Origin of the sequence: Marinobacterium sp. xm-m-383, assembly GCF_013283255.1 — a bacterium.
Classification (GTDB): domain Bacteria; phylum Pseudomonadota; class Gammaproteobacteria; order Pseudomonadales; family Balneatricaceae; genus Marinobacterium_E.
Map to the genome: position 1 here is coordinate 699,495 of NZ_WBYT01000001.1, position 21,723 is coordinate 721,217.

Consider the following 21,723-nt stretch of genomic DNA (forward strand, 5'->3'; position numbering starts at 1 on the left):
TTCCAGACAATCCATTTAACGGACTAAACATGACACTGCTCAACCAGCTCAAAGACGCTTATCTTATTCGTGACCTTGTAGAAGGAAAGATACGTTACTTTTGGGAATTCCCCTCTGGAGAGCGCGCCAGCGAACTACTGGTCTCTTATGATGCGGCTTATGACTGGTGGCGACAGGCGATTCATGATGCCTATGAAGGCCCCGAACGTCGTACTTCACCTTTTGATCGACGCGCTAACAGTGTTAAACGCGCCAGCGAGGTCAAACATGGGCAAGTGACCGTTCAGTCTTACGGTGGGCGACGCACAACTGATACGCCACCGAAAATTAGAGAGGATCGAGCTGAAGCTAAAATTGAGAGGTTAAAGTCCCAGCTGTCGCATTGGAGTGATCAATAAACGAGCAATCAGTGCAGTGGGGTTTCGTACTTTTTCTGAATCGCAATCAATTGAGGCTGAATATCGAGTGGGGCGTACTTGATCGCTTGATCAAACAGCTCTTTGTTCGCCTCTGATAATCGCTCATCTTCGTCCATCTGTGACAACTGACTCATCGCTTCAAGAAATTTAGGGTGCGGTTTCGTAGCAGACATCACAGACCTCCTGATCCAATAGATTAGATTCTATTGTGGCCTAAAGTATTCACTAGGCAAAGTGCTTTTTAGCGCAGAACAAACTCTACTGTTCCGCGCCTTTAGCTTTGGCTTCGGATGCTCGTAATTGATAATCATCTTCAGGTTTGGAGATCCACCCTTGAAGTTCACGATCAATCAATCCACACAGCATGTTAATGTGTGATGCATCAGAGTTTAGCGCTTCAATGTATTCATAACGCTCACCACCCGCCTCTTCGAAATATTCGCGGTTCTCTTCACCGATCTCTTCAATGGTCTCAAGACAATCAGACGAAAACCCAGGGCAGACCACCTGAACAGATTTCACACCCTGGCCAGGTAGGGATTTAAGCGTCTCATCAGTATATGGCTTCAACCACTCTTCGCGACCAAATCGAGACTGGAAGCAGGTCATGTACTCCCCCTCTTCTAACCCCAAACGATCGGCAATCAGTCGTGTCGTTTTATGACACTGACAGTGGTACGGATCGCCATTTAAAAGGTATCGTTTTGGTACACCATGATAAGAGAGAATGAGTTTATCCGCTCGCCCATGCTCAGCCCAATGAGCTTGGATCTTCTCTGCTACCGCCTCAATGTAAGCAGGTTCATCAGCGTACTGCTGAATAAAACGGAAATCTGGAATCAGACGGCGTTTTTGAAAATCACTCGCTACCGCATCAAAGGTAGAAGCGGTCGTTGAAGCGCTGTATTGCGGATAGAGTGGCAACACTACTAACTTTCGAACACCCGCTTCTTGCATGCGATCTAGCACTGATTCAATCGATGGATTGCCATAACGCATCGCAAAATCAACCACGACGCGATCGCCATACAGCGATTCAAAATGGTTACGGATAGCTTCTGTCTGATTTTTAGTATGAGTAAGAAGCGGTGAGCCTTCGTCCGTCCACACGGTTGAGTAGGCTTCAGCAGAACGCTTCGGGCGTATATTTAAGATGATAAGATTGAGAACCATCCACCAAATTGGACGCGGAACTTCCACGACACGAGGATCCCAAAGAAACTCCTTAAGGTAGCGTTTAAGCGCTTTGGGAGTCGGTGCATCCGGTGTACCCAGATTGGTCACAAGGACGCCGATTTTATCTTTCTGGCTATGAGAAAATTTTGGAAAGCCTTTGTATTTCATCTAAAAAACGCTCTAAATGTTTGATGGTGACAGTGTAGCCAATCTTATGTGAGTGCACCAAGACTGAAATCAGAAAAATCCATACGCACTCTATGGGCTTTACGATCACCTGTAGCAACTGACAATAAAAAACCGGCACATAGCCGGTTTTTTTTGAGTTGACTTGTATTAAGACAATTCGAGTGGCTTGAACGGAACCAAAGTATCCACTTCAGCGTCGTAATCAACACCGTCAATACCGAAGCCGAACAGCTTCAAGAACTCATCTTTGTAGAGTTGGTAATCGGTCAATTCAAACAGATTTTCAGAAGTGACATCTGGCCATAGGGCTTTACACGCCGTTTGAATACTGTCACGAAGCTCCCAATCATCTAGACGGAAGCGGTTGCCTTCGTCCATTTCGCAGCTGTCACCGTAGAGACCGGTGCGGAATAGTCGGTCAATCTGCTCTTGGCACCCTTCATGAACACCTTCAGCACGCATGATTTTGAACACCATAGCTAGATAGAGTGGCATCACAGGAATAGCAGACGAGGCCTGTGTCACAACGGACTTAAGAACCCCTACGTTTGCTTGACCACCCTTTTTCGACAAGCGCGCATTCAATTCAGAGGCAGCACGATCCAAATCCTGCTTCGCTTTACCAAGGGTACCGTGCCAGTAGATCGGCCAAGTGATATCGGTACCAATGTAGCTGTAAGCAACGGTTTTAGCACCGTCAGCCAAAACTCCTGCTTCATCCAGAGCTTCGATCCAAAGCTCCCAATCCTGACCGCCCATCACTTTGACGGTTGCGTCGATCTCTTCTTGATTGGCTGGTTCGACTTCCGCTTCGATGATGACATCTTTGTTAGTATCGATCGCTGTTGAACGGTAGACCTCACCGATCGGCTTCAAGGCAGAACGAATCACCTCACCAGAGTCTGGCATTTTACGAACAGGAGACGCCAGCGAATAGACCACAAGATCAATTTGACCTAAGTCCTCTTTGATCATCTCAATGGTTTTCGCTTTCGCTTCATGAGAGAAAGCGTCGCCGTTAATCGATTTAGCGTAAAGCCCTGCTTCGTGGGCCAGCTTTTCAAAACTCGCCGAGTTATACCAACCCGCGGTACCTGGTTTCTTCTCGGTTCCCTCTTTTTCAAAGAAGACACCAATGGTAGAAGCACCCGCACCAAAGGCTGCTGTTATACGTGAACTCAAACCATAACCCGATGATGCACCTACAATAAGTACACGCTTAGGACCATCAATCGTTCCTTGCGCTTGAGTCTTCGCAATTTGCTCGCGAATGTTTGCTTCACAGCCTGTTGGGTGAGTTGTTGTGCAGATGAAACCGCGAATTTTTGGTTTAATGATCATGGTAGAAAGTTTAGTCCATTCAATATAACGTAACGCAAAGATACCTGATTTATCCCCACTGGGGAATCTTGAAACCTCTCTTGCACCCCATGAAAAAGTGAGTAACCTGTTGCAAAAACCCAATTCCACACTGTTTAGGATGATTTATGGATAATTTACACGGCTACTACTTAGAAGACCTTGAAGTTGGTATGAGCGACAGTTTTGCAAAGACCATTTCTGAGGCAGATGTCTATGGCTTTGCAGGCATTTCGGGTGACACCAATCCTGTACACATCAACGAAGAGTATGCGGCGACAACTCCATTCGGCCAGCGCATTGCCCACGGCATGCTAAGTGCGGCATTAATCTCTACTGTGGCCGGTACGAAACTTCCTGGACCTGGAGCGATCTATGTTGATCAGCAGATTAAGTTCAAGGCACCCCTTTTTATCGGGCAAACAGCGAGAGCAGAAATCACCGTTAAAGAGATCAATGAACGCCGTCGTCGTGTCCTTTGTGACACCAACGTTTATGTTGGCGACAAGGTAATCGCAACGGGTGAAGCAACCTTTATGGTGGACGCCCGTCCAGAGGCTTAAACAGCCTAACAGCCTGTGTAAGACCATTGATTGAGACTCACAGGCTGACTTCCCCTTTCCACTTCTGTATGATCGCCAACCACTAAATCGTCGTACAGCGACATCTACGACACAATAATAAAAAAACACGGTCACACATTTATGAATAAAGTGCTTATCAGCGCCTGTCTTTTGGGCGAAAACGTTCGATACGATGGACGTCACAACCTCATTAATCACCCCCTGCTAGAGAGGCTACAAAACGAAGATCGCCTCGTTAGGATCTGTCCCGAGGTCGCCGGTGGTCTCACTGTCCCTCGCCCCTACGCCACTATTGCTCGTCGTATTCCGGTTGAAGTCATCACAGATGAAGGCGAAGACGTTACTCCGCAGTTTGTTCTTGGCGCCGAGCTCACAGCAGAACTGGCAAAGCGAGAGGGGTGCGTTGCGGCTTTGATGAAAGCAGATAGCCCAGCCTGTGGTAATCGCGACATCTCAGGCGCTGCCTTCAGTGGTAAAGAGGCGTCTGGCGCTGGTATTGCAGCGCAAGAGGTCATTGAGTCTGGCATCCCAGTCTTTAATGAGACGGAAATTGATCGCTTAGAAGCGATGTTAGAAGAGCTAGATTTAGTATCTGAAACCGCATAATTGTTTTTAAAACTTGTAGCCGAAAGAGCCCATCCTTAAACTATGGGCTCTTTTTATTTGAGCTGGAAACAATTTCACCATGCGTGCTAGTCAATTTCTTATTGCGACCGTCAAAGAGACTCCTGCTGATGCAGAGGTTATCAGTCATCAGTTAATGCTTCGTGCGGGCCTCATCCGCAAACTGGCATCAGGCCTATACACCTGGCTACCGATGGGTCTTAAAACACTGCGCAAGGTTGAAAAGATCATTCGCGAAGAGCTCGATGCTTCGGGTGCTCAGGAGCTACTGATGCCTGCGATTCAGCCGGCTGAATTGTGGCAAGAGTCAGGCCGCTGGGAACAGTACGGACCTGAACTGCTCCGTTTGAAAGATCGTCACCAGCGTGATTTCTGTGTTGGACCGACTCACGAAGAGGTGATTACCGATCTGGTTCGCAACCAGCTTAAGAGTTACAAACAGCTACCGGCTAACTTTTACCAAATTCAAACCAAATTCCGTGATGAGATTCGTCCGCGTTTCGGTGTAATGCGCTCACGTGAATTTGTTATGAAGGATGGCTACTCCTTCCACATCAACCAAGAGTCACTACAGAAGACCTACGACGACTACTTTGATGCTTACGTTCGCATCTTCGACCGCCTTAACCTAGATTACCGTCCAGTCATTGCCGATAACGGTTCTATTGGGGGTACCGGCTCTCATGAGTTTCACGTTCTTGCCGCTTCTGGTGAAGATGATATCGCCTTCTCTGACAGCAGCGATTACGCAGCCAATGTTGAAATGGCGGAAGCAATCGCACCTAAAGCCGCTCCGGATGCACCTACAGAAGAGATGCGTTTGGTTGACACGCCTGATGCTAAAACCATTGCCGCGCTCGTTGAACAGCACAACCTACCGATCGAGAAGACGATTAAAACCTTAATGGTCAAAGCGTCAGATGAGGTTGATTCAGACATAGTTGCCCTTCTGGTTCGTGGCGACCATGAGTTAAATGAGATTAAGGCCGAGAAGCAGCCTGAAGTTGCCTCTCCTCTGACTATGGCGACTGAAGAAGAGATTCGCGCGATTGTGGGCGCTGGTCCAGGCTCCCTTGGTCCAGTCAACCTTCCTATGCCAATCGTTATTGATCGTGCAGTGGCGTGCGCGTCGGACTTTGGTGCCGGTGCTAACATCGATGGTAAACACTATTTCGGAATTAACTGGGAGCGTGATCTTCCAACCCCACGCGTTGCAGACCTTCGCAACGTGCAGGTTGGCGATCCAAGTCCAGACGGCAAAGGTACGCTGAACATTCGTCGCGGTATCGAAGTGGGACACATTTTCCAGTTGGGCTTGAAGTACTCCGAAGCGATGAATGCAACGGTATTGGATGAAAACGGAAAAGCGGTGCCAATGACTATGGGTTGTTACGGTATCGGTGTTACTCGTGTCGTTGCAGCTGCCATTGAGCAGAATCACGATGAGAACGGCATCATCTGGCCTGAATCCCTAGCACCTTTCACCGTTGCTCTGGTACCACTGAACTACGATAAATCTGATGACGTAAAAGCGTTATCGGACAAACTCTACTCAGAACTGAAGGCTAAGGGCGTTGATGTACTACTAGACGACCGCAAAGAGCGCCCAGGGGTTAAATTTGCTGACATGGAGCTAACAGGCATTCCACACCGCCTGGTGATCTCTGACCGCGGTATTGCAGCCGGCCAACTTGAGTACAAAGGCCGTCGTGACGCTAAAGCCTCTGATCTTCCACTGGATAATGCCGTGGACGCGCTGATCGCGAAACTGGGCCAATAAGGAACTATTTCAATGAGCATCACTATTCTTCACAACCCTCGCTGTTCTAAATCACGTCAAACTTTGGCACTGGTTGAAGAGCAAGGTGCTGAACTCACCGTTCGTGAATATTTAAAAGAGCCTCTATCCGCCGATGAGCTGCGCCAACTGATCGCTGCACTGGGTGTCACACCTATCGACTTAGTCCGCACCAAAGAGGATGAGTTCAAGTTGGCCGGTCTGACTAAAGAGTCCTCAGCTGATGCATTGATTGCCGCTATGGTTGAGTACCCAAAACTGATGGAGCGTCCCGTTGTGATCAACGGTGACAAGGCGCGCATTGGCCGCCCTCCTGAGCAAGTATTAGAGATTCTGTAATATGTCTGCGCCGTACGTACTGGTTCTATTCTACAGTCGTCATGGCGCGACCCGTGCGCTGGCTGAATCGATCGCACTGGGCATTGAACAATCTGGTATTAACGCTCAAATAAGAACCGTTCCGGATGCAGAAACGTCTGACCTCGCAGATAGTGAAGGGACACTCTATGTCACACAGGACGATTTAAGAGAGTGCTCAGGCCTAGCATTAGGAAGTCCAACCCGGTTTGGTCATATGGCCAGTGCGTTAAGCGCATTTATCGAGACGACCACGTCAGAGTGGCTGTCTGGCTCGCTGATCGATAAACCGGCAACACTGTTCACCTCATCCAGCTCACTGCATGGCGGTCAAGAGAGTACGCTGCTCTCTATGGCTCTGCCTTTGATCCATCAAGGAATGCTGTTAGTCGGTGTTCCCTATAATGTTGCTGAACTGCACTCAACCACCCGTGGTGGCACACCTTACGGTGCCAGTCAGGTATCGCAAAACAGTCACCGCCTATCACAAGACGAACAGAGAATTGCCGTCGCTCAGGGTAAACGTTTAGGTACCCTAGCGCAGCGTTTGAGCAGTCGTTAAAGGAGTTAACATGTCTCTACAACGCAAAGCGTCAATCAGTGGTTTAATTACCCGTGTCAGCTTTATCGCCCTTTTAATCTTCTACACTCTACGTTTCTTATGGTTAGCACCGAGTTCTGGAGATAACCCTTGGGTGATTTGGCTGGTTCACTTACTGCCACTGATCGGTTTTACACCCGCTATATTAAAGGGCACACCGCGTCCTCACGCTTGGCTCTGCTTCGTATTGCTGCTCTATTTCTTGGGCAGTGTACTGACGGCTATCCAACCCCATTTAGCCCTCTATGGTGTGATTGAAGTGTTGTTGATTTCGACTCTGTTTACCGCTGCGATGATGTATACACGCTGGCAGAGTCGCTGGCTGCGTGAGCAAACCAGTCACTGATGGACAGCCAAACCCTGCGACGAATACGTTCGAGCTTTCCTATCCTCAATACACGAGTTGATGGGAACCCCCTGATCTACTTCGATAACGGGGCTACCACTCAAAAACCGCGCGAAGTGATCGATGCAATAACTCAGTTTTATCGGAAAGAGAATGCCAATGTTCACCGTGCGGCTCACCACCTGAGCAGCCTAGCAACCGCACACTTTGAACAGGCTCGAGGTCAATTAGCACAGTTCATTAATGCTAAACCCAATGAAATTGTCTGGACTCGAGGTGCAACCGAAGGTCTCAATCTCGTCGCCGAGAGTTACCTAAGACCCATTCTCAAGGCAGGTGATCGCATTGTTATCGCTATCTCTGCTCATCACGCTGCGATTCTTCCGTTTCAGCGATTAGCGCAGCAGGTTGGCGCCCACTTAGACGTCATCGAACTGACAGCGTCAGGTGAACTCAATTCAGATCAGTACCAAAGCTACCTTAAACTCAATCCAAAACTGGTGGCACTACCCCACGCCTCCAATGTCCTAGGCACCGTCTACCCCATTAAAGAGATGGTAAAACTGGCCAAGAGAGAGGGCCTAACGACTCTGATCGATGGGGCTCAAGCGGCACCGCACCTGGTCTTGGACATGCAGGATCTTGACGCTGATTTTTATGCGTTTTCGGGTCACAAGATGTTTGGTCCGACCGGTATTGGGGTTCTTTACGGGAAAGAGGCTCTGCTTAATGCAATGCCCCCTTGGCAAGTTGGCGGCGAGATGATTGAGTCGGTCAGCTTAACTGAGACCCAGTATGCCGAGGCGCCGCTGCGCTTTGAAGCGGGCACGCCCGATATTGCCGGCGCCATTGGATTGGCAGCTGCCGCTGAGTACCTAAACAATCTAGACCGTGCAGAGATAGAAGAGCACGAGCAGCAACTGACCAGTCACCTCTTGCAGGGACTCAAATCCATAGAGGGGATTAAAATACTCCCTGCTGGAGAGTTCAGCTTACCCATTGTGAGTTTCTATCATGAGACGATCAATGCCGACGACATAGCCGCTCAACTCGATGCACAGGGCATCGCTGTTCGTGCCGGTAGCCACTGCGCGCAACCGCTCATGCAGTCATTTGGATTGCACTCTTCTGTGCGCATCTCTTTAGCGTTTTATAACACAATTGAAGAGCTAGACACTTGTATCGCCCTTTTGCGTTCACTCTGTAGCCATCAACCTGTGACGAGTGATGAGACATCGAATAGCGATTCAGCAAAGCTTTGGATAGAACAGGTTGAGCAAGCGAAAGATTGGCCAACACGACTGAATGCACTGATGAGTTTGGGATCAGTCTCAATAGACCCAAGCCTAAAGCGACCAGAAAATCTCGTCACAGGTTGTGCCAGTCAGACTTGGCTAAAACTGAGTAGTGAAAAGGGTTTTATTCAGTTCGATGGGTGCTCAGAGAGCCGTCAGATTACTGCTCTGATTCAGCTTTTTAAGCACCAGATTGATCAGGGATCCACTGTCGAACAGATCAAGACTTACCTAACGGACCTTGGCTTGGAAAGGCAGTTGAGTCGCACGCGTGGCAACGCCATTCAACGTTTGATTGAATGGCTAGAGTCTCATGACTCCTGAGAAAGGTTTCGCCACACAGCGCCGTCTGATTTCTTATCCAGCATATCCAAAAAACGTTCGTGCTCAGTGAGGTCATCTTCACTCGCTTTCAACACTTTAAGACCAGAAACCTGTTCAGGAGTAAGGCGTCTGATTCGCTGTCCACCACCCTCTTCATCTTGCCCATCCACCGATAGACTCAAGGCGGTTTGACCACCCGTAATCGCCAAATAGACATCGGCTAGGATTTCAGAGTCGAGCAAGGCGCCGTGCAATTCACGGTGCGAGTTATCTATAAAGTACCGACGACAGAGAGCATCTAGGTTGTTCTTCTGACCAGGGTGTTTTTTACGCGCTAAGGCTAAGCTGTCGGTAATCGTACAGAACTCTTCGATGCGCTCTTTAATCCCGTTGCGCTCAAACTCCTTATTAATGAAGCCGACATCGAACGACGCGTTATGGATGATCAGTTCGGCACCACGCACGTATTCAATGAATTCGTGCATCACAACATTGAACTTAGGCTTGTCTGCCAAAAATTCATTGGTAATGCCGTGGACCTGCATCGCCTCAGCATCAACCTCACGATCGGGCAGAATGTATTGATGGTAGTTGTTACCGGTTAAGCGGCGTGCCACCATCTCCACACAACCGATCTCGATGATGTTGTGACCCTCTTCGGGCTCAAGACCGGTGGTTTCAGTATCGAGTACAATTTGACGACTCATTAGAGCTGTTCCTCATATCCGCGATTAGCCAACTGATCGGCTCGTTCATTACCTGGATCACCACTATGGCCCTTAACCCATCGCCACTCAATGTCATGTTGTTGTGTCGCCTGATGAAGTCGCTGCCAAAGCTCGGCATTTTTAACCGGCTTGCCCTGGGAGTTTTTCCAATTTCGCTTCATCCAGCCGTGGATCCACTCTGTGATCCCTTTGCGCAGGTATTCCGAATCTGTGTAGAGAATTACCTTAGAGGGTCGTTTTAAACACTCTAGCGATTCGATAGCCGCCATGATCTCCATGCGATTATTGGTGGTTTCATGCTCCCCACCCCACATCTCTTTCTCAGCACCGCCATAACTTAATAGCGCACCCCAACCACCAGGCCCAGGATTACCTTTACAGGCCCCGTCGGTATATATCTTGACTACTTTCAACTCTTATTTCGCCTTACACCAGCACTTGTTGCTTTAGATTCTATCACTTGTAACTTGCCAAGTAGACGACGATTCCACTGCGGTTGCAGTGGTGTGAGTCCCGCTACATCTTTTCTTGCTGTTATTGTGAACAGGTTGCCTGATTTAAACGGCAACGCCTTAATCACCTTGGCCACAGGCCTGATCCGTTGCCGCCACTGGTTACTCTCCAGAGGGTAGTTGAACTCTTTAGAGTCCCCACCTAAGGATGAGAGCTGCAGCAACTTAAACCAATCGCCTAAACGGTGTTGCGAGATAAATTGGGCACGCCAAGGGGCGCCCTGATTTCTCTTAAACTGTGAGTGCAACCCTAACCAGGAGGTCGGATTAAAACCCAACAAAATCAGATGACCACCAGGGCGAAGGATACGGGCCGCTTCACGAATAACTTGGTGTGGATCCGCAGAAAACTCATGAGCATGGTGCAATACCAAAATATCAATGACCGCCGACTGCACGGGCAGCTCTTCTGGCGTTGCAATTAGGGTTCGTTCTTCCATCCCTAGCTCAACTCTAGGAGCAACCAATACAGCGTGCTGAGCTCTGGCTGTATCACAGAGCCACTGACGACCGTCCAAAGTAACCTGTAATAGACGACTGCCCTGCACGGAGAGCAATGCACGCTCGATCATCTGGCGCTCTTGTGCCAAAAACTGCTGCCCCAACTCTGAGTCGTACCAGGCTTGCAGTTCGCTGACTGCGTTCAAATCAGTCACACTACTCATCGTTTTCACCTTCAAATGAGGTTCTCATTGATCTCTATTCTAGGTAACCTGAGGGGAAATTTCAGCCTCGGAGTTCAGGATGTTTAAGCTAACCCCATTACCCGCATTTGACGATAACTATATCTGGGTCATCGAATCACCTGATGACTCATCCATTGCCGTTGTCGATCCAGGTGATGCGGATGTGGTTGAACAGCATCTGACTCAATCCAACAAAACATTGGCTGCTATCCTAGTCACCCATCACCACCGAGATCATACTGGCGGTGTTGACGCCTTGAATGCGCGATACTCAGTGCCTGTTTACGGCTCATCTGAGTCAAAGTTTCCTGGTGTAACACACCCTCTATCTGACGGAGACTCCATTGAGCTGTTTGGGGCGTCTCTATGTATCAAAGCTGTCCCTGCACACACTCTGGATCATATCGCCTACTTAGTTAACGGCGATACACCGCAGCTGTTCTGTGGCGATACACTGTTTTTAGCTGGCTGCGGTCGCCTGTTTGAGGGAAGTGCAGATCAGATGCAAAAAGCAATGGACTACTTTGCAAGCCTACCGGATGCGACCGAGGTCTACTGTACGCATGAGTACTCTCTAGCCAACCTGGCCTTTGCCAAAGCCGCTGACCCAGAAAATAGTGACATCGACCAAGCGATCACTCGATGCGAACAGCTAAGATCCGATAACAGACCGACACTGCCAAGCAGCATCGGATTAGAACGCCAGATAAACCCCTACATGCGAACGCGTGAAGCGGCATTGATTCAAAGCGCCAGCCACTATTCTAACCAAACACTCTCTGCTGGAGTCGAGACCTTGGCGGCACTGCGAGAATGGAAGAACAGCTTCTAAATAGTGATCTATGAAGTGGACTTTTTATTCCTTAACAGAAAATTAATGAAATTGACCCAATAGCCCCTCACAGGTAGAATTGCGGCTTTAAATTTTCGGTATAAATGTCCAGAAAGGCACTATGGCAAAGTTGAAATCGACACTGATGGTTGGCGCCCTTGCGATCACACTCGCAGGCTGTCAGACCGTCGCGACACAACAGAGCGCACAGCAGAGTCCAACCGAGCCTGTCCAGGTGCTTGAGAGCGAGCCTGTTCTTGTTCAGCGTACCGAACCCAAAGTGAAGCCAGAGTGGGATGAAGCCCCGATTAAATCGGTACTTCTAGAACTTGAGAAAGATCCAAAGAAAGCAGACTTGTGGGAAATAACCCGCAACAACATGCGACTCAACCACAACCTGGACAAAAAGGTCGTTCAACAGCATATCGATTGGTATGTTGAGCACGACAAATATTTGAACCGCTTAACAGGCCGCGCCTCTCGTTACTACCACTTTGTACTGCATGAAGTGATCAAACGTGGCATGCCGGCAGAGATCGCTCTAATACCAGCAGTAGAGTCCTCTTACGACCCATTTGCCAAATCACCGGCTAAAGCGTCTGGAGCATGGCAGTTCATGCCAGCAACCGGCGATCATTTCGGTCTTAAACGTAACTGGTGGTACGACGGTCGACGCGACATTGTTGCATCAACGCATGCGGCATTGAACTACCTAGAGTATCTGCACGACTACCTCGATGGGGATTGGTTGTTGGCCATGGCCGCTTACAACGCCGGTGAGGGAACCGTAGGTCGTGCAGTTAAACGCAATAAAAAAGCCGGCAAGCCAACCGATTTTTGGAATCTAAAACTGCCGCGTGAGACTCGCCACTACGTCCCTAAAATTCTAGCGATCTCTGAGGTGTTCAAAAACCCCGAGAAGCATGGTCTTGCTTTAGCACCTCTTGCAGACAAACCCTATTTTGAAATCGTCGATACTGGGGGGCAGATTGATCTGTCACGCGCTGCTGAGTTGAGCGGAGTGGAACTGGATGAGATCTACAGGCTCAACGCGGGATTTTCACAATGGGCTACGGACCCAGAAGGCCCGCACCAGCTATTGGTTCCGGTTGATAACGCGGCGCGCTTTAAAACCGAACTAGCATCACTCGCCCCTTCAGACAGAATCAACTGGGCTCGTTACGAAGTTAAGCCTGGCGATAGCTTATCGGTCATCGCTAAGCGCTTTAACACAAACATTTCGACCATTCAGACCTCGAATGATTTGAAAAGTTCTCTGATTCGCGTTGGCCAATCTCTATTGATCCCATCAGCGCTGGTTGATGCCAGCCAGTACCGCTTGAGTGATACGCAACGTCGCACCGCCAGTATCCGCAAGAGCGCACCCGCAGGCAGTAAAAAGATTCTTCACACGGTTAAATCCGGTGATTCGCTCTGGAAAATTGCGAAAATCTACGGCGTTGATCACAAGTCGATCGCTCGCTGGAACAACTTTGGCACCTCTAAGACGCTTAAAATTGGTGAGCGTTTAGCGATTTTCAAAGCCGATGCTCAAGCCTCTTCAACTGCACAGTACTTGGTCCGCAAGGGTGATAACCTCAGCGTCATTGCGCAGCGCCACAACATCAGTGTTCAGCAACTGCTTAAATGGAACGACATCAGCATCGATACCCTATTGATGCCAGGCCAACCCCTTCGCGTTAAACAACCTGAGCAGGGCTAATGGATACTTTAGGCATTGCAATCATCGTAATCTCGGTGGTTCTAGCTGTGTTCTTCAAAGTAGTTGTGATGAAACGCATCCGCGAATGGGTTGATCAAGACCTCATTCGCAGTCTCTCGATGGGCGATCAAATTAAGCTGACTAAGCTGATGGAGTTGGATCAGCAGCTTAAAAGCCAAGAGACGCCTCGTGGCGAACGTCATCAGCAACTGGAAAAGCTTGCTGAGTCACTCAATTCAACAAAATAAGTTGAATTTTTAACCCTTGCACCCTATTTCTAACGTATAGTTTTATAAACTGTTTCGTTGGAGGTTTCCGTGGCTTTGGGTTCTATTCAAAAAAATTCCATAAAAAAAATAGGCGCCATTCTCTCATTCGCCGTTGCACTGACGGCTCATGCCAGTGTCGAGTCTTCGCACGGGATCGCGATGCACGGCGACCTGAAATACGATGCAGGGTTTAGTCATTTTGAGTACGTTAACCCAGAAGCACCTAAAGGCGGAGTTTTTAAACAGGCCGCCAACGGCACTTTTGATAGCTTTAACCCTTTTATTATCAAAGGCACAGCAGCGGATGGTACCGGATTAACCTTTGACACCCTGATGGCTCGCTCTTACGACGAACCCTTCACTCAGTACGGCTTACTAGCCGAAGCGGTCCGTATGCCTGAATCCAGAGCCTGGGTTGAGTTTGATCTTCGTAAGCAGGCACGTTTCAGCGATGGTACCCCTGTGACAGCAATCGATGTCATCGAGACCTTCAGACTATTGCGTGAACAGGGCTCACCCTTCTACAAAGCTTACTACCGCGACATCCGTTCAATCACCGCTATTACAGACCATACTGTCCGTTTTGAGTTTGGCAGTGAAGAGAACCGCGAATTGCCATTGATCATTGGCGAGGTCCCTATTCTCTCTGCGAACTATTGGAAAGAACGAGACTTCACCAAGCCTTCGCTGGACCCTATCTTGGGTTCAGGGCCCTACGTTGTAGACTCTTTTGAAGCGGGTAGAACCATTACCTACAAGCGCAACCCAGATTATTGGGGAACCGACCTTCCGGTTAACCGCGGTCGCTACAACTTTGATGCCATGCAGTTTGATTACTACCGTGACAGCACCGTCGCACTGGAGGCATTCAAAGCTGAAGAGTATGACTTTAGAGAGGAGAACTCCTCTAAAAACTGGGCGACCAGCTATACGGGCCCGGCATTTGATGAGGGTCGTATTAAGAAGGAGCTGATTGCTGATGCCAACCCGGCTGGTATGCAAGCCTTTATCATGAATACGCGCCTCGACAAGTTCAGTGATCCTCGTGTTCGATCAGCCATCGCACACGGCTTCGATTTTGAGTGGACCAATGCCAACCTGTTTTACAGCGCATACACTCGCAGTCACAGTTTCTTCTCTAATTCAGAGATGGCCGCCACTGAACTACCCAGTGAAAAAGAGTTGGCCATTTTAGAGCCGTTCAGAGGCCAGATTCCGGATGAGGTGTTTACAACCGTTTACCAAGCGCCAACCACCAAAGGGGATGGGCGCAACCGAACTCAACTTCGCACAGCACTTAAACTTTTAAAAGAGGCTGGCTGGACACTAAAAGATGGCAAATTGGTTAATGATGCCGGAGATTCATTCAATTTCGAAATACTACTGGTGCAAAAGGATTTTGAACGCGTCGTTGCACCCTTTATTCAAAATCTAGAGAAACTGGGGATGCAGGTCAGCATCCGCATCGTTGATGTATCCCAGTATATTAATCGTCTTCGTTCAACTGACTTCGACATGATCGTCGGCAGCTTTGGACAGAGCAGCTCACCAGGCAATGAGCAGCGCGAATTTTGGGGATCGGAAGCCGCCGATCAACCCGGTAGCAGAAATCTAATCGGCATCAAAGATCCCGCGATTGATCAGTTAGTGGAGCTTCTGATTCAAGCTCCGGATCGTGAGCAGCTTGTGCTGCGTGCTCGAGCACTGGATCGAGTATTGCAGTGGAACCATTTTGTGGTGCCTCAGTTCCACATCGACTCACACCGTGTCGCCTACTGGGATAAATTTGAGTTACCTGCGATTCGCCCCACCTACACCATTGGACTGGATACCTGGTGGGCTAAGCCATAATGGCAGCGTACATTGTTCGACGATTACTGCTCATGATACCGACGCTGTTCGGTATCTTGCTGTTGAACTTCCTAATTATTCAACTGGCGCCTGGTGGACCGGTTGAACAAGCTCTCGCTCACCTACAGGGTTTTTCGGTTGATGCGACCAGTCGTATTGGTTCAGGAGAGCGTTCAGATATCAGCGCCGATGCACAAGGCGGCGATTCAAAATATCGGGGTGCCCAAGGCATGGACCCCGCACTGGTTGCTGAGATCGAACAACTCTATGGCTTTGACAAGCCGGCCCATGAGCGGTTTTTTAAGATGCTGACAGACTATCTAACCTTCGATTTTGGCCGTAGTTTTTTCAGTGATAAACCGGTGGTTGATCTGATTATCGAAAAGATGCCTGTCTCGATCTCTCTTGGGCTATGGACCACACTGATCACCTACCTAGTCTCCATTCCTTTAGGCATTCGAAAAGCGGTTCGAGATGGCTCCCCGTTTGATATCTGGAGTTCCAGCATCATCATTGTTGGCTACGCGATCCCAAACTTCTTGTTTGCTATTTTACTGATCGTACTATTTGCCGGCGGCACCTACTTTGAGTGGTTTCCGTTGCGAGGCTTAACTTCACCCGGATTTGAAGAGATGACTCTGATCGAAAAAATCGGGGATTACTTCTGGCACCTTGCTCTACCAATCCTAGAGTCCGTTATTTCCAGCTTCGCAACGCTGACCATGCTGACTAAAAACACCTTCCTTGATGAGATCCATAAGCAGTATGCACTGACCGCTCGGGCTAAGGGTTTAACCGAGCATCAGGTTCTTTACGGCCATGTATTCCGAAATGCCATGCTACTGATCATAGCGGGTATGCCTGCTGCATTGATTGGTATTTTCTTCACAGGATCGATGTTGATTGAGGTGATCTTCTCACTGGATGGTTTAGGGCTGCTTGGCTATGAGGCGGTTATCAACCGAGATTACCCTGTTATTTTCGGTACGCTCTACATCTTCACCCTAGTGGGGCTTCTATTAAAGCTGGTATCAGACATCACCTATACCCTTGTCGATCCTCGTATCGATTTTGAGAGTCGAGAGGGTTAAACGATGGCATCACCCATTACTCAGCGACGCATTGCACAGTTTAAAAGCAACCGACGAGCCTACTACTCGTTTTGGATCTTTATGTTGCTGTTTACCCTGTCGCTCTTTGCTGAATTGATCGCAAATGACAAACCGATCCTAATCAAAACGGATCAAGGGCTGTTCTATCCGTTAATGGAAAACTATACAGAGACCGATTTTGGCGGTGACTTTGATGCACCGGTCGACTACCGCGATCCCTATATTACTGAACTGATTGAGGAGCAAAACGGCACTCTATGGTGGCCCGTTATCCCGTTCAGCTACGACACAATCAATTTTAACTTGGACCAACCGGCCCCCTCTCCGCCTACTACCGACAACTGGTTAGGCACTGATGACCAGGGGCGTGATGTCGCGGCAAGATTGATCTACGGTTTTCGTATCTCGATACTGTTTGCCACGGTCCTGACCCTTGCCAGCTCAGTTATTGGCGTTGTGGCGGGTGCTTTACAGGGGTATTACGGAGGCAAGATCGATCTATTGATGCAGCGTTTCATTGAGATCTGGTCCGGTCTGCCGGTTCTCTTCCTATTGATCATTCTAGCCAGCCTAGTGGAGCCTAATTTCTGGTGGTTGCTAGGGATTATGTTGCTCTTCTCATGGATGAATTTGGTGGATGTGGTGCGCGCTGAATTCTTGCGTGCACGCAACCTAGAGTATGTCAGAGCAGCAAGGGCTCTAGGGCAACCGAACTCAGTCATCATGTTTAAGCATGTCCTTCCCAATGCTATGGTTGCGACTCTGACGTTTATGCCCTTCATCTTTAATGGTGCACTGGTGACATTAACCGCGCTCGACTTTCTTGGCTTTGGCCTACCACCCGGTTCGCCATCCTTAGGTGAACTTGTGGCACAGGGCAAAGAGAATCTTCATGCACCTTGGTTAGGTGTGACCGCTTTCTTATCACTCTCTATCATGCTGACGTTACTGATCTTTATTGGTGAAGGTGTTCGTGACGCGTTTGATCCCAGGAAACAGAGCCGATGAAACCGATTCTAGACGTAAAACATTTATCGATTCGATTTCCTGATCAGCCTGAAGCAGCTGTAGAGAATCTAAGTTTTTCTCTACACGCAGGTGAAACACTGGCGATTGTTGGCGAATCGGGTTCAGGCAAATCGGTCTCAGCCCTGTCGCTATTGAAACTGCTGCCTGAGCAGACAGAGATACAAGCAGACTCGATCGTTTTCCAGGGGAAAGATCTTCAGGACGCAACAGAAGCCGAACTTCGATCAATAAGAGGCCACCGAATCAGCTACATTTTTCAGGAGCCGATGACCTCTCTTAATCCGCTTCATAGCATCGAGAAACAGATAGCTGAATCGCTTAAACTGCATAAGGGATTATCGGGCTCTAAGGCCCGTACACGAGTGATAGAGCTTCTAGAGCTGGTGGGTATCCCATCACCTGAATCCCGTTTGAAAAGTTACCCCCACGAGCTATCAGGCGGTCAGCGCCAGCGTGTCATGATTGCGATGGCATTAGCCAACGAACCCGAGATTCTAATTGCCGACGAACCCACCACTGCGTTGGATGTCACGATACAGAAGCAGATATTAGATCTGCTGATGGCACTGCAACAAAAATTGGGAATGGCCATACTGATCATCACTCACGATCTGAATGTTGTGCAGCGTTACGCCGATCGAATTCTCGTCATGCAACAGGGAAAGGTCGTTGAGCAGGGAGATACTCTTACACTGTTTAATGCACCCAACCACCCCTACACAAACACACTGCTCAATGCAGAACCTGTGCGCGACCTCGCTGCTGTTGAAGCAGACGCTAACACCTTGTTAGAAGCTAAAAACATTCGAGTCTGGTTTCCTAAAACTCAGGGCCTTCTAAAACGCGTTTATGATCACATTAAAGCGGTTGACGGCATCGATCTGCAGATCAAAAAGGGCGAGACATTGGGTATTGTCGGTGAATCAGGGTCAGGTAAATCAACCCTGGCCTTTGCCCTTCTGAAACTGACCAAAAGCGAAGGTGAGATATGGCTAGATGGCAGACGTGTTGATTCGCTCAACCAAAAGGAGATGCGACCTCATCGCCGTGTTGCCCAGATCGTTTTCCAAGATCCCTTCGGTAGCCTCAGCCCGAGAATGACTGTGGCAGAGATCATTAGTGAGGGGCTGGAAGTACAACAGAGTTTCTCACCTGAACAGAGAGAAGCCGCTGTCATTCAAGCCCTTCTGGATGTGCAGCTAGATCCAGAATCTAGACATCGCTACCCGCATGAGTTCTCAGGTGGCCAGCGACAACGAATCGCCATCGCGCGAGCACTGGTATTAAAGCCTAAATTAATCGTGTTAGATGAGCCGACCTCTGCCCTCGACAGAACGGTTCAAAAACAGGTCATTGATCTACTTCAATCCCTGCAACGCCAATATAAACTAAGCTATCTTTTTATTAGCCACGATCTCGCTGTCATAAAAGCGTTAAGTCACCGCGTTATGGTGATGAAAGGTGGCAAAGTGGTTGAATCTGGCACTGCAGAGGCTATTTTTAATGCCCCTTCGACGGATTACACCCGCGAATTAATTTCTGCATCAGCCCTTGAAAAAGAGACTGCCTGATAGCATTTATTAATAACATCATTAGTTACAATTAATTTTACCTTTTTGTCGGCGAACTTTAAGATTCGTCGCATTCTTGAAACATGACAATTTAACCAACCAAGGAGAAGACAGAATGTCTGCTTACATTAACCAGGAAGTTAAACCATTTAACGCAACAGCATTCCACGCTGGCGAATTCGTAGAAGTTTCAGAAGCTGACCTTAAAGGTAAGTGGTCTGTTGTTTTCTTCTACCCAGCAGATTTCACGTTCATCTGCCCAACAGAGCTAGGTGACCTTGCAGACAGCTACGCTGAGTTCCAGAAGATCGGTGTTGAGATCTACGCAGTATCAACTGATACTCACTTCACTCACAAAGCATGGCACGACTCTTCTGAGACGATCGGTAAAATCACTTACCCAATGATCGGCGATCCAACTGGCCAGATCTCTCGCAACTTCGACGTAATGATCGAGGAAGCAGGTCTTGCTGAGCGCGGTACTTTCGTTATCGATCCAGAAGGTAAAATTCAGATCGTTGAGATCAACTCTGGTTCTGTAGGCCGTGACGCATCAGAACTTCTTCGCAAGATCAAAGCTGCACAGTACGTTGCTGCTCACCCAGGCGAAGTATGTCCTGCTAAATGGAAAGAAGGCGCTGAGACTCTAGCACCATCTTTGGATCTTGTTGGTAAGATCTAATCGGACCTAAGTCCTTTCCCGAGGCTGCACTCGCAGCCTCGTTTCTCTCTAAAGCTTAGTTATTTTTTATTCATGAGGTCATCATGCTAGAGCCAAATATTGTCCAACAGTTGGACCAGTACCTTAGCTACATCAAACAACCGATTGAGCTTAAGTTAGCTGCTGACGACTCAGCAAAAGGTAACGAACTTAGAGAGCTCGCGACAACGCTCGCTGAGCGTAGCGACAAAATTACGCTAACTGATTGGGATCATCACCGAGTGCCAAGCATGGCCATTCTTGGTGAAGCCGATGCTGAACCACGTGTTGTGTTCTCCGGTATTCCAATGGGTCACGAATTTACAACTCTGATTCTTGCTCTTCTTCAAGCCGGTGGACACCCAAGCAAAGAGCCTGAAGAGGTTCAGAGTCAGATTAAGAGCCTTGAGGGTGAGTTCCATTTTGAAACTTACATCTCGCTCTCTTGTCAAAACTGTCCGGATTTGGTGCAAGCTCTAAACCTGATGGCACGCCTAAATCCAAACATCACCAGCACGATGATCGATGGCGCACTCTACCAATCTGAAGTAGAAGAGCGTGAGGTGATGGCCGTACCCGCTGTATTCCTGAACGGTGAACTATTTACCCAAGGGCGTACTGAGCTCAAAGAGATTCTAGCGAAGCTTGATACTGCCGGTGCTGAGCGCGAAGCAGAAGCGCTATCGGAACGCGACCCATACGATGTACTCGTTGTAGGTGGCGGTCCTGCAGGTGCAGCCGCTGCTATCTATGCAGCTCGCAAAGGGATTCGCACCGGTTTAGTCGCCGAGCGATTTGGTGGTCAGGTTCAAGACACCATGGGCATTGAGAACCTAATCTCAGTTCCCTACACAGAGGGACCAAAACTGGTCTCTAACATGGAACAGCACGTTAAAGAGTACAACGTAGATATCATCACGGCGCAACGCGCAGCGGGCCTCTCTGAAGCCGATGGCCTACATCAACTGAACTTAGAGAGCGGTGCAAACCTACAGTCGAAAACCATTATTATGGCGACGGGCGCCCGCTGGCGTGAGATGGGTGTCCCAGGTGAAGCGGAATACAAAGGCAAAGGCGTTGCCTACTGTCCACACTGTGATGGCCCACTGTTTAAAGGTAAGCGCGTAGCTGTTATTGGTGGCGGCAACTCAGGCATCGAAGCAGCTATCGATCTTGCCGGTGTGGTCAGTGAAGTAACCGTTTTAGAATTTGGTGACACACTTCGTGCAGACCAAGTGTTGCAAGACAAAGCAAACTCGCTCTCTAATGTCACCATTATCAAGAACGCGCAAACCACAGAGATCACTGGAGCGAATGGTAAGGTTAACGGCTTGATCTATACCGACCGCACCTCTGGCGAATCTCACAGCGTTGAGCTAGAAGGTGTATTTGTTCAGATCGGCTTAGTGCCAAATACTGAGTGGTTAAAAGAGAGTGCCGTTGAGCTAACCAAATTTGGTGAGATCCAGATCGATGATCGCGGTGCTACCAATGTACCAGGCGTATTCGCAGCGGGTGATGCAACCACCGTGCCTTACAAACAGATCATCATCTCGATGGGTGCCGGTGCTACAGCCTCTCTATCCGCCTTTGATCACCTGATTCGAAACTAAGTCGAAGAGGCTAGCAAATAAAAAA

23 protein-coding genes are annotated in these 21,723 nt (G+C 48.8%); 17 read left to right on the forward strand and 6 right to left on the reverse strand.

All coding sequences use genetic code 11. The annotated features are described in order from the left end of the window. Positions 1 to 29: 29 nt before the first annotated feature. Entirely contained in the window at positions 30 to 398 is a 369-nt protein-coding gene (locus XMM383_RS03350) for a hypothetical protein (RefSeq protein WP_173482091.1), read from the forward strand. 8 nt (positions 399 to 406) lie between these two features. Here XMM383_RS03350 and XMM383_RS03355 read toward each other — a convergent pair whose 3' ends face one another. From XMM383_RS03355 to fabV, 3 genes are all read right to left on the reverse strand, one after another. Further along, complete coding sequence (locus tag XMM383_RS03355; RefSeq protein ID WP_173482092.1) at positions 407 to 592, reverse strand: hypothetical protein; 186 nt, start codon at positions 590 to 592, stop codon at positions 407 to 409. An 85-nt stretch (positions 593 to 677) separates the two neighbouring features. Continuing rightward, positions 678 to 1,763, reverse strand: a complete 1,086-nt coding sequence (gene hemH, locus XMM383_RS03360; protein WP_173482093.1) for a ferrochelatase — start codon at positions 1,761 to 1,763, stop codon at positions 678 to 680. 168 nt (positions 1,764 to 1,931) lie between these two features. Then, entirely contained in the window at positions 1,932 to 3,125 is a 1,194-nt protein-coding gene (fabV, locus tag XMM383_RS03365) for an enoyl-ACP reductase FabV (protein WP_173494508.1), read from the reverse strand. Between the two features lie 146 nt (positions 3,126 to 3,271). Here fabV and XMM383_RS03370 point away from each other — a divergent pair, with 146 nt between their 5' ends. The 7 genes from XMM383_RS03370 to XMM383_RS03400 all read left to right on the forward strand — a co-directional run bounded on the left by XMM383_RS03370 (position 3,272) and on the right by XMM383_RS03400 (position 9,072). Next, positions 3,272 to 3,706: a MaoC family dehydratase gene (locus XMM383_RS03370; RefSeq protein ID WP_173483480.1), complete on the forward strand. Its 435-nt coding sequence runs from the start codon at positions 3,272 to 3,274 to the stop codon at positions 3,704 to 3,706. Positions 3,707 to 3,847: 141 nt separating this feature from the next. Beyond that, complete coding sequence (locus XMM383_RS03375; protein ID WP_173482096.1) at positions 3,848 to 4,333, forward strand: DUF523 domain-containing protein; 486 nt, start codon at positions 3,848 to 3,850, stop codon at positions 4,331 to 4,333. Positions 4,334 to 4,412: 79 nt separating this feature from the next. Beyond that, the gene (locus tag XMM383_RS03380; protein WP_173494509.1) at positions 4,413 to 6,131 is read left to right on the forward strand and encodes a proline--tRNA ligase; all 1,719 of its coding nucleotides are present in this window, start codon (positions 4,413 to 4,415) and stop codon (positions 6,129 to 6,131) included. A 12-nt stretch (positions 6,132 to 6,143) separates the two neighbouring features. After that, the gene (gene arsC / locus XMM383_RS03385; RefSeq protein WP_173483478.1) at positions 6,144 to 6,488 is read left to right on the forward strand and encodes an arsenate reductase (glutaredoxin); all 345 of its coding nucleotides are present in this window, start codon (positions 6,144 to 6,146) and stop codon (positions 6,486 to 6,488) included. 1 nt (position 6,489) lies between these two features. After that, positions 6,490 to 7,068, forward strand: a complete 579-nt coding sequence (gene wrbA, locus XMM383_RS03390; protein ID WP_173483477.1) for an NAD(P)H:quinone oxidoreductase — start codon at positions 6,490 to 6,492, stop codon at positions 7,066 to 7,068. A gap of 10 nt (positions 7,069 to 7,078) precedes the next feature. Next, complete coding sequence (locus tag XMM383_RS03395) at positions 7,079 to 7,453, forward strand: DUF2069 domain-containing protein (RefSeq protein WP_173482100.1); 375 nt, start codon at positions 7,079 to 7,081, stop codon at positions 7,451 to 7,453. Further along, positions 7,453 to 9,072, forward strand: a complete 1,620-nt coding sequence (locus XMM383_RS03400; RefSeq protein WP_173494510.1) for a SufS family cysteine desulfurase — start codon at positions 7,453 to 7,455, stop codon at positions 9,070 to 9,072. The genes XMM383_RS03395 and XMM383_RS03400 overlap by 1 nt, the downstream gene beginning before the upstream one ends. Here XMM383_RS03400 and dnaQ read toward each other — a convergent pair. Genes dnaQ through XMM383_RS03415 form a run of 3 tightly spaced genes read right to left on the reverse strand, consistent with a single transcriptional unit; the run spans position 9,060 to position 10,977 of the window. After that, complete coding sequence (dnaQ, locus tag XMM383_RS03405; protein ID WP_173482102.1) at positions 9,060 to 9,779, reverse strand: DNA polymerase III subunit epsilon; 720 nt, start codon at positions 9,777 to 9,779, stop codon at positions 9,060 to 9,062. The two genes, XMM383_RS03400 and dnaQ, sit on opposite strands and share 13 nt — an antisense overlap. Further along, entirely contained in the window at positions 9,779 to 10,213 is a 435-nt protein-coding gene (gene rnhA, locus XMM383_RS03410; protein ID WP_173482103.1) for a ribonuclease HI, read from the reverse strand. The genes dnaQ and rnhA overlap by 1 nt, the downstream gene beginning before the upstream one ends. After that, positions 10,210 to 10,977: a class I SAM-dependent methyltransferase gene (locus XMM383_RS03415; protein WP_173482104.1), complete on the reverse strand. Its 768-nt coding sequence runs from the start codon at positions 10,975 to 10,977 to the stop codon at positions 10,210 to 10,212. The genes rnhA and XMM383_RS03415 overlap by 4 nt, the downstream gene beginning before the upstream one ends. 79 nt (positions 10,978 to 11,056) lie before the next feature. Here XMM383_RS03415 and gloB point away from each other — a divergent pair, with 79 nt between their 5' ends. The 9 genes from gloB (at position 11,057) to ahpF (ending at position 21,698) form a co-directional block, all read left to right on the forward strand. Then, complete coding sequence (gene gloB, locus XMM383_RS03420) at positions 11,057 to 11,830, forward strand: hydroxyacylglutathione hydrolase (protein WP_173482105.1); 774 nt, start codon at positions 11,057 to 11,059, stop codon at positions 11,828 to 11,830. Positions 11,831 to 11,951: 121 nt separating this feature from the next. Further along, positions 11,952 to 13,553 (forward strand): LysM peptidoglycan-binding domain-containing protein, encoded by a 1,602-nt coding sequence (locus XMM383_RS03425; protein WP_173494511.1) that lies wholly within the window; start codon positions 11,952 to 11,954, stop codon positions 13,551 to 13,553. Further along, a complete protein-coding gene (locus XMM383_RS03430) occupies positions 13,553 to 13,801 on the forward strand; it encodes a hypothetical protein (protein ID WP_173494512.1) in 249 nt (82 codons plus the stop codon). Before XMM383_RS03425 ends, XMM383_RS03430 begins: the two co-directional genes overlap by 1 nt. Before the next feature lie 69 nt (positions 13,802 to 13,870). After that, a complete protein-coding gene (locus tag XMM383_RS03435) occupies positions 13,871 to 15,673 on the forward strand; it encodes an extracellular solute-binding protein (RefSeq protein WP_371731515.1) in 1,803 nt (600 codons plus the stop codon). Beyond that, positions 15,673 to 16,764: a microcin C ABC transporter permease YejB gene (locus XMM383_RS03440; RefSeq protein WP_173494513.1), complete on the forward strand. Its 1,092-nt coding sequence runs from the start codon at positions 15,673 to 15,675 to the stop codon at positions 16,762 to 16,764. The genes XMM383_RS03435 and XMM383_RS03440 overlap by 1 nt, the downstream gene beginning before the upstream one ends. A gap of 3 nt (positions 16,765 to 16,767) precedes the next feature. Continuing rightward, on the forward strand, positions 16,768 to 17,793 hold the full coding sequence (locus XMM383_RS03445) for an ABC transporter permease (RefSeq protein ID WP_173494514.1): 1,026 nt from the start codon (positions 16,768 to 16,770) through the stop codon (positions 17,791 to 17,793). After that, positions 17,790 to 19,385 carry an ABC transporter ATP-binding protein gene (locus XMM383_RS03450; RefSeq protein WP_173482110.1) on the forward strand — a complete coding sequence of 532 codons (1,596 nt, stop codon included), beginning with the start codon at positions 17,790 to 17,792 and terminating at the stop codon, positions 19,383 to 19,385. The genes XMM383_RS03445 and XMM383_RS03450 overlap by 4 nt, the downstream gene beginning before the upstream one ends. A gap of 115 nt (positions 19,386 to 19,500) precedes the next feature. Further along, entirely contained in the window at positions 19,501 to 20,067 is a 567-nt protein-coding gene (ahpC, locus tag XMM383_RS03455; protein WP_173482111.1) for an alkyl hydroperoxide reductase subunit C, read from the forward strand. Positions 20,068 to 20,150: 83 nt separating this feature from the next. Next, a complete protein-coding gene (ahpF, locus tag XMM383_RS03460; RefSeq protein ID WP_173494515.1) occupies positions 20,151 to 21,698 on the forward strand; it encodes an alkyl hydroperoxide reductase subunit F in 1,548 nt (515 codons plus the stop codon). Positions 21,699 to 21,723: the final 25 nt, after the last annotated feature.